The organism is Anaeromicrobium sp. (assembly GCF_025210435.1).
Lineage (GTDB): Bacteria > Bacillota > Clostridia > Peptostreptococcales > Thermotaleaceae > Anaeromicrobium.
The window spans coordinates 1-13647 of the sequence record NZ_JAOART010000067.1 but is presented as its reverse complement, the minus strand read 5'-3'; the positions used below and the strand labels follow the sequence as shown (position 1 = coordinate 13647).

The following is a 13647-nucleotide window of genomic DNA, read 5'->3' as shown; positions in this document are numbered from 1 at the left end:
ATGAGAATGAGAAGAATAGTGTATGTATTCATATTAGTACTTGTAGTTGCCCTCAGTGGTTGTGGAGATAAGAAGAAAGAGGTTAGTACAAATGATTCACAAACTACTAAAGAGGTTAAAAAGGCTGAAAGCAAAGTTTTAGGGCAATTAGAAAATATGATAGAGGAAGAAAAAAATTATGATGAAATATTTCAATTTGTAGATGAAAAGATAGGGTCTATTTCAAAGGAAGAAGGAGATGAAATAATAGAAAAATTAATAGAATATAGACAAAAATACATTGAAATAACTTTTGAGAATGAATATAATTCAAAGGAATTTCAAGAAAGGCTATTTAAGTTAAATGGAGATGGAGAATCTGCCATATTAAGTAGTATCTATGAGAAAACAGGAGATGTGATAATAGATAAATACATAGTGAAATTACAAGATAGACATTGTAAGGCCATTAGTGATGAAGGCGAAATATATTTTGTAGATGAGCTCTATTGGGTAGATAAATATAATGAGTACATAAGTAAAGCAATGAAAGACTACATATTTATTCAAAAGGAATTAGCAAATAAAAAGGACGTATCCGATGGAGCATTACTAATATCATTTAATGAATTATACGATAGAATAGGATTAATTGAGAAGTTTATAAAAAATTACCCAAATAGTAAACACAAAGACACAATGGTAAGGCAATATGAATTTTATTTAAGAATATATTTCTATGGACTGGATAATACACCTATCTTTGAATACAATGATGGAAAAATCAATAGGGAAGTATTAAAAAGTTATAAGGAAAAGTATTCAAATGGAGAAGATAGCATAACTAAGAGAATATTATTAGTTTACATACCACTACTTGAAAAAAATGAATATGACTTTTCCGGGGAAATAGAACACTTTTTAGATGGTTTATTCACTTCTAAAGAAGGTCAGTATTTATTTGAAGATACGGATTTTAAAGGTGGATATGGACTATTTAGAAAGGGACAATTCTATGGCCATAAGGACCTAATTAATATGGGTAATAGTGAAAGAAAAAAATTAGGAATTTCAAAGGAAGAAATAAATCATATTAAAGATATTACTAAGTATGGAGAAAATAAGGTACTATATGAAAGACTTGAAGATGGCATATTAAAAGTTACTACTATTAATATGTTAGAAAACAGGGAAGAGATGAAAAATGAAATAGAAGTGAAAAAACACCAAGATATAACTTCACTTGGTGATCATATATACTTTATAAAGACAGTGGGAAATGGAGAAGATTCTAAAGAAGTACTAGTAAAATATGATTATAATGGAAACAAGAAAGAAATATATTCAGACAATTATTTTACTTATACCATATCACCTAGTGAGGAGTATATAGCTGTAAACTCTATTGAGACTATAGTACTTATGAAAGGTGATGGAAGAATAGTTGAAAGATATAAGGATGTATTTAAATTTAAATATGAGAATGAATTTGTTAATTTTGTTGGATGGAAAGATAATATTTTATGGTTAGAAAAGGGTTCCCCAGGAGTTATTGGAGATGCCTTTTATAAAATAGATGGACATAACTTAAATATAAAGGAATATGATACCTCATCTTTAAGTCTGAACTCTGAATACGATTTAAATATGAATAGGGAAAAGTTAGTTTATAGTGACTATCCCCTTATGTTTGCTGTGGATCAATCAAAAGATTTTGCTAAAGATAATAGACCAGTAAATATATACTTATATGATTTAAATAAAAAGGAAAATAAGCTAATAAATACCATAAGAGGAAGAGAAGCTAAACCTGTTTGGCTAGACGATGAGACTATAGAATATAATGACCCTAATGGATATAGATCCACCTATCATGTGGAAAATGAAGATAATGTACTAGATTTAGATAAATCAGGGAAAAATGCCATAAATGAATTTCACCCCATAGTATTTGCATTTAAAGATAAGGATGGAGTTTTTTCTAAGGCCCATGTTCTTGGTGGTTCTAAAGATGGAAATTGGTATAGTATATACGATTTTAAAATGCCTACAGATTTTATAGAAGAAGATTATGTCCATACTCAATTAGTAAGGGGAGGAGAAAAATATAGGTTCTATTTTAAGGGGGAAGAAATAGGAAAAGTAACGGGAGATAACCCTACCTTATATATATCCCAGGCTAGTGGAGAATCTATCCTCAGTGTAAAGATACCTACCATAATAGAAAATAGGGGAGATTTTATAATAGGTATAAATGGAGATTGGAATGGTGTACCAAGAAAAATAGAAGAACTACATGTGGATAAATCCTATTTAGTTGATCTAGACAATGATGGCAAGAATGAAAAAGTATATATGGAAGAAATTCAGTCACCTGATAAAGAGAAGGCTAAAAAGTTTCAACTTTATATGGAAAAGGAAGGAAATTCAATATTTGTAGAGGATATATCCTCAGACATGATCTATTCTAATGAATATAGAGTTTATTTTGCAGACTTAAATGGAGACTCTAAAATGGAAGTTATAACAGTGTCTATTGGACACTATATGAATGTGACTATATATGAATTAGATAACTTGAGAATAAAATCTGTACTTAATTTTTATGAGGGAGATTAATCATTCAGAATAGTTATGAGTTTTAAATTAGAATAGGAAATTTCTATTAGACACTATTAATACAATTATTTACAATTGAGACGAAGAAGAGTTTAGGAGGGGTATTATGAACAATACTAGAAAAATCACTTTTGTCTCATTGGGAATAGCTATCAATGTGGTATTAGGAACAATTACACATATGCTAAAGTTTTCAAGTCTATACTTGGACACGGTGGGAACCATATTTACAGCATGTATTTTAGGACCAGTTTATGGAGCCATATCAGGGGGACTTACTAATATAATTCAAGGAATCATAACAAATCCTAAGACCATGCCCTTTGCATTAGTAAATATTGTGGTGGGTCTTGTGGTGGGATATATAGCTAAAAGATACGAATTTAATTTTAAAACGGCCCTAATTACAGGAATCATATTGGCCATAGTTGCACCATTAATAGGAACTCCAATAGCCGTATATGTATTTGGTGGAATAACTGGGGATGGTAATGATGTTATATTTACTTGGCTAGTTAAATCAGGGCAAAAGCTCATGCCAGCAGCATTTATTCCAAGGGTAGTATCTAATATTATAGATAAAATAGCTAGTTGTATATTTGTGTCATTTTTACTTGTAAGATTAAAGCCTATAATACCTAGGGCAAAGGCATAAGGTCTTTTTATGGAAAGAGAAAAAAATCTCATATTTTTATCCCATTGTATATTAAATCAAAATGCTGTAGTATATCCCCTAGCAAGAGGAAAAGGCACTTATAACCATGTAGTAATGGAGATTATGAAAAGGAACATAGGTATAGTACAAATACCCTGTGCAGAAATGATTCACAAGGGAATAGAAAGAAATCCCATGAGTAAGAAGGAATATGATACTAATGAATATAGAATTTTATGTAAAGGCCTTGCTAAGGATTTAGTATATACTATAAAAAATTATATGGAAAATGGATACAATATTATTGGGATTATAGGAATAAATAAAAGTCCAACTTGTGGAATAAGGGGAGACATGGGAATATTTTTTGAAGAGCTATTTGATATTTTAAATAAATATGAAATTGAAATGAATTACATGGATGTACCAACGAGTTATATGGAACATGAAGAGAATAGAGAATTCATGAAAGAATTGAGGGATTTTTTAGACCTAGCTATTAGATAGCTAGGTCTAAATTGTGTGAAGCATAGGTTTATAGATTTCGTAACACTAAGCTTTCTTTATACAGTAACTTGCCTATAAGGGAAAACATATATTTATTTGAAATAAAGAACTTACAATATCTTCAATTTAGTATATAATAGTCTTAGGCATATTCAAAAAATAAATTAGTCATTTCACTGGTTATTTGAATTATTTTCTTCGTTATGGAGTCGTTTACATATGTTTAATATGCTCACTCACCATGCCTTGAAAATAATTCAAATCCCTCAGGGACCTGACTAGTTTATTTTTTTCATATGCCTTACATGCAAAATATAAGGGCATAAATATAGGGAGTGAAATGGGTGTTTAAGAAAGTAAGAAGTATATTTTTAGGAGCAGCTATAACAATTATACTAAGTACTAATATTACTAATGCCATATCTGATCTAATGTATGAGTACAACAAAACTGGATTAGAATTAATGGATGAAGAAAAGTATGAAGAAGCAATAGGATATTTTGAAAAATCATTGAAAGAATCACCAAAATATAAGGATGATTTTTTAAAGCACCCTAAGAAAATATATGAAAAAGATGATGAATTATGGGATACACCTCTTAATAATTTAAGTTGGGCATATTATGAATTAGGGGATTATGAAAAAAGTATTAAATATATAAAAGAATCCCTAAGGATCTTACCTAATGATCATGTAGAATATTTTAATGGGGCAAAGGCCTATTTTGAATTAGGTCATGTTGATAGGGCACTAGATTATTATAAAAAAGCAGCAGAGACTACAACAGAATATTACGAATCCTATTTTGGAATGGGAAGATGTTATTATGAAAAGGGAGAATATAAAAAAGCCCTAGAAGCCTTTAATAAATATTTAGAATACAATAAGGATAGTATAAATACCCATTTATTTAAAGTATATTGTTATCTTTATGATAGCAAAGAAGGGGAAGCTCTTACATATATAGATAATTTAATGAAAACCTATCCTGACAATGAAAATATATATTATGACAAGGCCGAAGTTTTAAAGACCATAGGAGATTATGATAAAATTAAAGAATTCTATCATGATTATATTGAAAAATTTTCTGAAAAAGGAAATTTAGAGTGTGAAATGGGAAGAATGGCTTATGGGGAAGGACGATTTGAGGATGCACTAAATTACTTTAAAAGGGCCATTGAAAAGGATAGGAAAAATGAATATTATCATGTTGCCATAGGTTATACCTATAGGGAGTTAGGAGAATTGGAAAAGGCCTATGAATATGGAAAAAAAGCTATAGACCTAAATAATGATAGTTATACTGCATATACCCTATTAGGCGATGTGGAAATAACTAAGGGAGATTATAAAAGGGCTATAGAAAATTTTAATAAATCCATAGATTTGGAACCTGATTTTGAAAGTGCCTACGAAGGAAAATTAGCATCCCTTTATTTGAATAAAAGATATGAAAAGGTAATAGAAATTGGATTAGAGTATGAAAAAATCTTTGAAAAGAATTATGGAATTTCCTTGTATCTAGGAAATAGTTATTTTCAATTATTAAAGTATAAAGAGGCCATAGATGAATACAAAAACATATATAGTATAGATCCTGAAAATAGTATGGTTTTAAGTTCCATAAGTATGTGTTATTTGTATTTAGATGACTTTAACAATGCTGGGGATTTTGCAGATAAGTCATTAAATATAGATCCTATAGATACTAATGCTTTATTTGTAAAAGAGTATATACAGCAGATGGATAAACCTATAATAGGTTTAATAGATGAGTTATTTAAAGAAGAATATTTATATTATGGACAATTAAAAGATTATGATAAGGAAATAAAAGGTTACTTAAATAAAAAGGATTTGTCTAATGAAAAGGTGGACAAATTACTAAGTGAATTAAAAAAGGAAGACGATATTTTCACATATAGTATTTATGGTAAGGACTATGATTCTATGTCAAAGGAAGAAGAAGAAAGTAAACTCTATACTTGGGTAGATAAGGAACTATCCTATGTGAAGATAGATAATTTTTATTTAAATACGGATGAACAATTTATAAAGTTTATAGACTCTATAGATAATTCAGAAAAGAAAAAGTTAATAATAGATCTACGTTATAATCCAGGAGGTACTACGGAAAGTGCCAATGTCATATTAGATGTATTATTGCCAGAGTGTGTTGTGAGTAGTACCATAGATAAGAATAATAAAAAATATGAGTACATATCAGATGAAGCTCATACTAAATTTGAAAAAATATATATATTTGTAGACAAAAACACGGCAAGTGCAGCAGAGTTATTAACCTTAGGATTAAAGGACAAATTAGAAAATGTAACTATAATAGGTGAAAAGACCTTTGGTAAGGGTGTAGGTCAAGTTGTTTATGATCATAAAAAGAAGCATATATTATTAGCCATAGTAAATCACAAGTGGTATGTGGGAGATAAAAATGTATTAGGAGTAGGAATAGAACCAGATATGAAAGTATCAGGTCCCACAAAGGAAGACTATTTTAAATATGTGAAATAAATAAAAACTCCTCTGATTAAAGGGAACCCTTTAATCAGAGGAGTTTTTTCTTTAAATGTTCAATTAAAGCACACAAAATCCTCACATTTAATTTCTATAATATAGTTACAGACAAGGAAAAGAAAATAAAGAAATTATTAAAGAGGAGAGATTAAAATGAAAAAATTAATAGGATTAGCTCTAATAGGAACTATGTTACTTTCAACAGGAGCTTCATTTGCAGATAATACAGAGGTAATAAAAAGAGAAGGATTCAAAAAAAGACCAGGAATAGTTAAGAAATTTAACAAGGAAAGGGCAATAGAGAGAATCGAAAAATTACAAGAAGAAGGAAAGATAACAGAAGATAAGGCTAAAGAGATGATGGAAAGGGTAGATGAAAGACAACATCTTGGAGAAGATTTCAGAGATTTATCTAAGGAAGAAAAGATTGAGAAAGTTAAAGAACTAGTGGATGAAGGAAAGATAGATGAAGATAGATATGATGACATAGTAAAGAGAATAGAGCAAATGGAAATATTAAAAGGTTTAAAGGATCTATCTAAGGAAGAAAGAAAAGAAAAAATTCAAGAACTAATTGATGAAGGTAAATTAGATGAAGATTTTGTTAAGAGATTCAAAGGTGGTCATAGAGGCCATGGTGGACATGGAAAAAGACCTGCACCACTTGGAGAAGATTTCAGAGATTTATCTAAAGAAGATAAAATAGAGAGAATAAATGATTTAGTAGAAGATGGTAAGTTAGAGACGGAAAAAGCAGAAAGAATCATAAAGGCCATAGAAGAAGGAAAAGTCTTTGAAAGAAGAGCAAGAGGAGAAATAGGACAAAGAAGAGCTCAATAATTAAACTAAAAAATCCCCACTGGGGATTTTTTTATTTGATAATATCTATAATAAAACGGGAGAACCAGGGCCTAAAGGAAGACCTATTAGGAACCAAAGAACTATTTGGATAGACCATAATATGAAAAAGGCTATAGTATAAGGAAGCATGTTTGCTATGAGGGTTCCCATTCCTAGATTTTTATCATATTTCTTAGCAAAGGCAACTAATATGGCAAAGTAAGGAAGAAGTGGAGTTATTACATTAGTAATAGAGTCTCCTATCCTATAGGCCATTTGAGTTAGGGCAGGACTAAATCCTAATAACATGAACATGGGTACGAATATGGGGCTCAAAATGGCCCACTTAGCAGAACAACTACCCACAAATAGATTGATTAGGGCAGATATGATTATAAATGAAACTAAAAGAATTGGAGCTGGAGCACCTAAGTTCTTTAAAAAATCTGCCCCCTTAATAGCCATTATGATACCTAAATTAGACCAATTAAAATAGTTTATGAACTGGGCTATTACAAAGGACAATACTATATAAGGTCCCATTTCAGCCATGGCCTGACCAAGGATAGCCACAATATCCTTATCACTTTTTATCTTTCCAGATACCTTACCAAAAACATAACCTGGAATAAAGAACAATAAAGTAATAAGGGGAACTAGACCCTTCATAAGGGGAGAACTAAAGGATAATAATGAACCTGTCTCTGGATCTCTTAACAATCCACCTTGGGGCATAGCCAAAATTATACATAGGATTAAGTAAGCCAAAGTGGCAATACCAGCATATTTAAGACCTTTTACCTCAGATTCTGTAACCTCTTCTACCCTTTCAACTAGAAAATTTCCCTTTCCCATTCTAGGGGCTACAACCTTTGTAGTAACTAAAGTGGCAGTGGCAGTTAGTAATATAGTAGATACTATTAGGAAATACCAGTTACAGGCAGGATTTACTACTGCACTAGGGTCTAGCAGTTCTGCTGCTGATTGGGTAAAACCTACTACTAAAACATCCAATGAATTTACTAATAAATTTGCACTAAACCCTCCAGCAACAGAAGCATAGGACACCATCATTCCAACTAACGGATTCATACCTGCAGAGGCAAATAACATGGCAGCCAATGGAGGCATAACTATAAAACCCGTATCTGCAGCAGCATTTGCCATAATAGATGTGAACACTACTAACATAACTATCCTAGATTTTTTCACATTAGATAAACTTTTCCTAAGAAGGGCAGAAAAAAGTCCAGTTTTCTCAGCCAACCCAACCCCCAATATACAAGTTAAAACTAACCCTAAAGGTGGGAAGTTAGCAAAGTTACTAACGGCATTCATAAGCATTTTTTGGATACCTTCTTTAGATAAAAGGTTAATAACAGTGATAGTTTTATTCGTTAGGGGATGAACAGCAGATACACCCATTAAGGATCCAATAAATGATATTAAAATAGCTATAAATGCAAGCCATACAAATAAAGTAAGTGGTTCAGGTAATTTATTTCCTGCCCGTTCAAGCCAATCTAAGAAGGTATTGAATTTACTTTTTTTCCTTTTCACACTTTCCATATCATATCCTCCCTATAAAAATATATTAATTAATCTTATTGTTAATAGGAATAGAATATTCTATATTTTACTTATTTTCAAAACTATGAATAAATAAAAATAAAGAGGATATGATAAAAGGATTCATAAGGCTTTTTAAAGGAGATAAAGGGCATATTGTCGAAATATATTGAAATGGAACAGGAAAAGAAAATGATTGAGAGGTGTTACTTATGACAAAGGAACAATTTGAAAAATTTTTAGCTAAGGTATATGAAGAATTGGAAAATAAACAGGAAAGTTTGTTTAGTGATTATAATATAGGAACATATGAAAGCTATTGGTTTAATCAAAATTCTAAGACTTTACAGTTTAAGAATAATGAAAAAGTAGAACTAGAATTTAAAATTGTATGTATTGGAACATGGGCTCATGAAAAAGGTACTTGGATGTGGAGTTGGGCAAACGAAAGCTTTACTGAAGATATAAGGAAAGATTCTGAAGAACTGAAAAAATTAAAAGAAATTACTAGATATGATGCATTTGAAATGGAAGCCTTCCAATGTGATGAAAATACAGCCTATGAAATAACGGCCATAAGTGTAAAACATCTAGATGCCTTAGGCATGTATAAAATGCCAGGAGAAAAAAGTCATCTGTTTGTGGCATTAATGAAAGAATAAGAATCAATCAAAATAGACTATAAAAATAATTATTATATTGTGTAATAAGAAAATATCGTATATAATCAGCTTTTAATATACGGAAAAACATAGATTTCTGGTGTATAAACTTGCTTTATGTGTGCCTATTTCAGGAAACTATTGAAAATCTTTTCCACCCAAGTCCTTGTCACAAGCGAAAGTGTGAATCTTCGTAGATAGGTTCATGTGTCATGTCGGAGTAGCATAGGATGTTGTGACGTTCCAGGGTTCCAAAGATTTTCAATATTTTCCCTTATAGGCAAGTTACTGTATAAAACAAATTTTAAACTAATAAATCTATAAATAAATATTAAGATATAAAGAAACTTATATATTTGGGAGGAAAAAATGAAAAATAGCATAAATATTATAATAGGAATAGCATTATTTTTTATCCTTGTAGGTTGTAATAATATTAGTAAAAATAACAACAATCCAGTAGTAGCCAAGATTGAAAAAATAACCAAGGAGAATACTGCAAAAGATATTTCTTTTTTTATACCAGATGGGTGGCATATTTTAGAATCTCGCTTAGGAGAACCTGTTAAAGTTGAAGGTGATTTAAATAAAGATGAAATTACTGATGTGGTAGTAGTAATTGAGAAGGATGGAGAAGGGGATTTACTTGCACCTCGCTCTTTGTTAATAGCTTTTGGTAATTCTGATGAGACCTTTTCTCTATCAATTATGGCAGATAATGCGATTATGAGAGCCGGCGAAGGGGGAGGCTGGGGAGACCCCTTTGAAAGTATTTCCATTGATAGGGGTTCAGTGTTAATAAAATTCTTTGGTGGAAGTAATGTGAAATGGTATTACTCATATAGATTTAGATATGAAAACGGTGGCTGGTATATGATTGGAGCTACACTTGGTTCTACTGTTATAATTGGTGATTCAGTAGATTTTGAAGAAGAGGATTATAACCTTCTAACTGGAGATTACATATTTAAGAAATATGATGAACAAGGTAAACAATGCATAACTAAAGGAAATAGAGGAAAAAAGAAACTTGTAAATCTAAAAGATTTTCATGTTAATTCTGAGAGTACTTTTTAAGAATAGAATAAATGGCATAACAATGGATATGAGCAAAGGTTGTCAGATGATTCTTTTAGGGCTAGCCTAAGGAGGATTTCTAATAGGTCAGGCTTTGACCGCGCCGGATTTGCCATATAGATTACATAAATGATAATGACAAAAAGGGGACTAATATATGAAGACAAAGGAATTTTATGTGGTTAATAGTTTTGGAAAGAAGTCATTTGAAGGTAATCCAGCGGCTATATTTGTGGATGGTAATGAAATAAACGAAAAGAATATGCAGGCAATTGCTCGTCAAATGAATTTAGTAGAAACCGTATTTATTATGGAATCAGATAATGAAAAAGAATATGATTTTCAACTAAGATACTTTACTCCTATTAAGGAAGTACCCATAGCAGGTCATCCTACTGTGGCTGCATTCATTGCCCTTGAAGATTCAGGGAAGATAGATATTTCTAATAGGGATAAATATATAATAAAAACAAAGGCAGGTTTAAAAGCGATAAAATTACATAAAGATAATGGGAAAACTATAGTTATGATGGAATCTTCAAAACCAGTTTTTTATCAAGAGATTATAGATAGCCATAAGGTTGCAAAGGTCCTTGGTTTAGATGTGGATGATTTAATTGAAGATTTACCCGTTGAGCCAGTTCATACAGGATTGGGACATGTAATAGTTCCTGTAAAGTCAATGGATGCCTTAATGAAGGTAAAAAGAAATATTAAGGAGCTAAAAGAACTTTGCAGTGGGGTAAATATGAGTGAAGCACAAGTATTTACCTTTGAAACCTATGATAAAATATCCCATATACATACAAGAAATATATGCCCACGAAATGGAATCGAAGACCCAGGCTGTGGAATTGGTAATGCAGCAGTAAGTGCATATTTATTAAAAAACAAATATCCTAATGAAGGACAAATAAGATTAAAAGCTGAGCAGGGGACAATTGTAAATATGCCTTGTGTAATTGAAACCTATACTATTAGGGATGAAAGCAATCATATAAGAGTTTTGGTTGGTGGAACTGGAATAGTTATGATAAAAGGAGAATGTAATATTGAATAAGTAAAGATTGTATGCTACTAGGAATCCTAGTAGTATTTTTTTTATCTAAAAACATAAAATAAATACGAACATATGTTTGCGGAGAGGAGTGATGATTTCCATTAAAATACAAATGTAGTATAATTAGGAGGAAGCATTATGATAAATGTGGAAGAGAGAAATGGAAAAGAAATTGCAGTGTACTTTGACTATAATAAGGAATTTGTAAAGAAAATAAGAAGAGTAAAGGACAGACAATGGAATTCAGATGAAAAGTGCTGGGTAATACCCAATGATGATAAAAGCAAGTTAAAGCTATTCAATCTTTTTAAAGATGAAAAAATGAATTGTAATTATTCAATGGAACACATCCTTAAAGAATTAGAAGAATCATATAACTTTGATTTAGAAGGGCTGGTATATAAATTACGTGAGCAACTAGTTTTAAGGGGATTTAGCCCAAAAACTATAAAAGCATACATGGGGCACTCGCAAAGATTTTTGAAATTTTGTAATAAAGTAGTAGATCAATTGACAAAAGAAGATGTGGAAAAATATATGTATGTCTTGTTAAATGAGAGTAATAATAGTCATTCATATGTAAATCAAGCATTAAGCTCCATAAAATGTTTATATAAATATATACTTAGAAAAGGAAACATTTTATATGAAATCCCAAGACCTAAGAAGGAAAAGAAATTACCTAATGTATTAAGTGAAAAAGAAGTGATAGATATTTTAAATTCAGTAGAAAATAAGAAACATAAAGCCATATTATTTGTCATATATTCAGCAGGTCTTAGACTAGGAGAAGTTATTAGATTAAAAGTTGATGATATAGATAGCAATAGGATTATGATTCATATAAAGCAAGGAAAGGGAAGAAAGGATAGGTATACCCTATTATCAGATAAAACACTTAAAATTCTTAGGGAATATGCAAAAGAATATAGACCAAAGGACTGGCTTTTTCCAGGTGGAAATGAAGGTGAACATCTACATGAGCGGTCAGTTCAGAAGGTATTTAAAAGAGCATGTGAGAAGGCAAAGATAAAGAAGAATGCAACGGTTCATACTTTACGGCATTCATTTGCTACCCATCTGCTAGAAGGAGGTACAGATCTTAGATATATACAAGAATTACTGGGCCATAGTAGCTCAAAAACTACAGAAATCTATACTCATGTAAGTAAGAAAAGCATAAGAAAAATCGAAAGTCCATTAGATAGAATATTTAAAGGAATGGATTAGAGAAGTAACAGAAATAAGTAAATATTCACGAACCAGTTTCGCTAATCCATCCATGGATAAATAGCGAAACTGGTTCGTGAAATGAGTAGTTAGGCGAAAGTGATTTTGCTTAGAATTAATGGATAACTATAAATTATATGTATTGTATTAAACTTGTTACATTTAATAATGAAATCTTTTAATAGAAATCTATTTTACTTTTAGAAATAATAAAATGAAATATGCTAATTGCAACTATATAATAAAATATATTTGAGATGGAAACATAAATCATCATTCCATCTATTATTTTAAACCATGATAACTTACGTTTATATTAAGTGAGTGAATTCATAATTGTATTGATTGATAATGGAATGTTGAAGTTAGTTGATTGGAGGGGTTTAGGTGAGTATTTTTAGGTTTGGAGAGATGAATAATAAGAACTTATGCAAACTAATTTGGATATTTACTACCATGTTAGTATTAAGGAATTTATATATTAGGATAAGTATTTTTGAAGGAGCATCATCACTAACAAAATTTAAGTTTCACTTAGGAGTTTTTTATACATCTTATATAGAGCCTTTAGTCTTTATATTTCTTTTTAAGTTTATATGTGAGTTGATTTATAAGTTTTTAGAAAAAAAGAATTGAGAAGCATATTAGATATAAAAGAACCAACTTCGCCTAACATACTATTTTCAGACATTCCACTAAAATCATGTGGAACATCGCAATATAGCAAGGACGTTAGTACGCCAAGCAAAGCTTGGCGCTTCTGATAGGGTAAGAGTCCCTATAGGGTAAGGTCTAACCAACCACCCTTATCGAGTGTTGCGCCGAAGCTGGCGACAGCCAAGGTGAAGTGTACACAGGGCATCATGTAGACCACAGGGGAGACCGTAATCCCTGAAGCATATTCAGCTCCGT

The 13647-nt window shown here is 30.8% G+C and carries 10 protein-coding genes; 9 read left to right on the top strand and 1 reads right to left on the bottom strand.

Features of this window, described 5'->3' with window-relative positions:
* Nucleotides 1–6: 6 nt before the first annotated feature.
* The 5 genes from N4A57_RS08145 to N4A57_RS08125 all read left to right on the top strand — a co-directional run bounded on the left by N4A57_RS08145 (nt 7) and on the right by N4A57_RS08125 (nt 7137).
* Nucleotides 7–2598, top strand: a complete 2592-nt coding sequence (locus tag N4A57_RS08145) for a hypothetical protein (RefSeq protein ID WP_293657438.1) — start codon at nt 7–9, stop codon at nt 2596–2598.
* A 106-nt stretch (nt 2599–2704) separates the two neighbouring features.
* Nucleotides 2705–3253: a CD3073 family putative ECF transporter S component gene (locus N4A57_RS08140; RefSeq protein WP_293657436.1), complete on the top strand. Its 549-nt coding sequence runs from the start codon at nt 2705–2707 to the stop codon at nt 3251–3253.
* Nucleotides 3254–3262: 9 nt separating this feature from the next.
* Nucleotides 3263–3760: a CD3072 family TudS-related putative desulfidase gene (locus N4A57_RS08135; RefSeq protein WP_293657434.1), complete on the top strand. Its 498-nt coding sequence runs from the start codon at nt 3263–3265 to the stop codon at nt 3758–3760.
* Nucleotides 3761–4104: 344 nt separating this feature from the next.
* A complete protein-coding gene (locus N4A57_RS08130; RefSeq protein WP_293657433.1) occupies nt 4105–6294 on the top strand; it encodes a tetratricopeptide repeat protein in 2190 nt (729 codons plus the stop codon).
* A gap of 156 nt (nt 6295–6450) precedes the next feature.
* On the top strand, nt 6451–7137 hold the full coding sequence (locus N4A57_RS08125; RefSeq protein ID WP_293657431.1) for a hypothetical protein: 687 nt from the start codon (nt 6451–6453) through the stop codon (nt 7135–7137).
* A 45-nt stretch (nt 7138–7182) separates the two neighbouring features.
* Here N4A57_RS08125 and N4A57_RS08120 read toward each other — a convergent pair whose 3' ends face one another.
* Complete coding sequence (locus N4A57_RS08120) at nt 7183–8706, bottom strand: AbgT family transporter (protein ID WP_293657429.1); 1524 nt, start codon at nt 8704–8706, stop codon at nt 7183–7185.
* Nucleotides 8707–8918: 212 nt separating this feature from the next.
* Between N4A57_RS08120 and N4A57_RS08115 the strand changes: the two genes are divergently transcribed.
* The 4 genes from N4A57_RS08115 to xerA all read left to right on the top strand — a co-directional run bounded on the left by N4A57_RS08115 (nt 8919) and on the right by xerA (nt 12735).
* Complete coding sequence (locus N4A57_RS08115; protein WP_293657427.1) at nt 8919–9368, top strand: DUF6882 domain-containing protein; 450 nt, start codon at nt 8919–8921, stop codon at nt 9366–9368.
* A gap of 369 nt (nt 9369–9737) precedes the next feature.
* Nucleotides 9738–10445, top strand: a complete 708-nt coding sequence (locus N4A57_RS08110; RefSeq protein ID WP_293657425.1) for a hypothetical protein — start codon at nt 9738–9740, stop codon at nt 10443–10445.
* Nucleotides 10446–10602: 157 nt separating this feature from the next.
* Nucleotides 10603–11505, top strand: coding sequence for a PhzF family phenazine biosynthesis protein (locus N4A57_RS08105; protein WP_293657423.1), 903 nt, complete (start codon nt 10603–10605; stop codon nt 11503–11505).
* A 138-nt stretch (nt 11506–11643) separates the two neighbouring features.
* On the top strand, nt 11644–12735 hold the full coding sequence (xerA, locus tag N4A57_RS08100) for a site-specific tyrosine recombinase/integron integrase (protein ID WP_293657421.1): 1092 nt from the start codon (nt 11644–11646) through the stop codon (nt 12733–12735).
* Nucleotides 12736–13647: the final 912 nt, after the last annotated feature.

Excerpts from the sequence above, each read along its gene's own strand:
- N4A57_RS08115 (WP_293657427.1), top strand. The coding sequence starts at position 8,919 with ATGACAAAGGAACAATTTGAAAAATTTTTAGCTAAGGTATATGAAGAA.
- N4A57_RS08120 (WP_293657429.1), bottom strand. The coding sequence starts at position 8,706 with ATGGAAAGTGTGAAAAGGAAAAAAAGTAAATTCAATACCTTCTTAGAT.
- N4A57_RS08125 (WP_293657431.1), top strand. The coding sequence starts at position 6,451 with ATGAAAAAATTAATAGGATTAGCTCTAATAGGAACTATGTTACTTTCA.
- N4A57_RS08135 (WP_293657434.1), top strand. The coding sequence starts at position 3,263 with ATGGAAAGAGAAAAAAATCTCATATTTTTATCCCATTGTATATTAAAT.
- xerA (WP_293657421.1), top strand. The coding sequence starts at position 11,644 with ATGATAAATGTGGAAGAGAGAAATGGAAAAGAAATTGCAGTGTACTTT.
- N4A57_RS08110 (WP_293657425.1), top strand. The coding sequence starts at position 9,738 with ATGAAAAATAGCATAAATATTATAATAGGAATAGCATTATTTTTTATC.
- N4A57_RS08140 (WP_293657436.1), top strand. The coding sequence starts at position 2,705 with ATGAACAATACTAGAAAAATCACTTTTGTCTCATTGGGAATAGCTATC.
- N4A57_RS08145 (WP_293657438.1), top strand. The coding sequence starts at position 7 with ATGAGAAGAATAGTGTATGTATTCATATTAGTACTTGTAGTTGCCCTC.
- N4A57_RS08105 (WP_293657423.1), top strand. The coding sequence starts at position 10,603 with ATGAAGACAAAGGAATTTTATGTGGTTAATAGTTTTGGAAAGAAGTCA.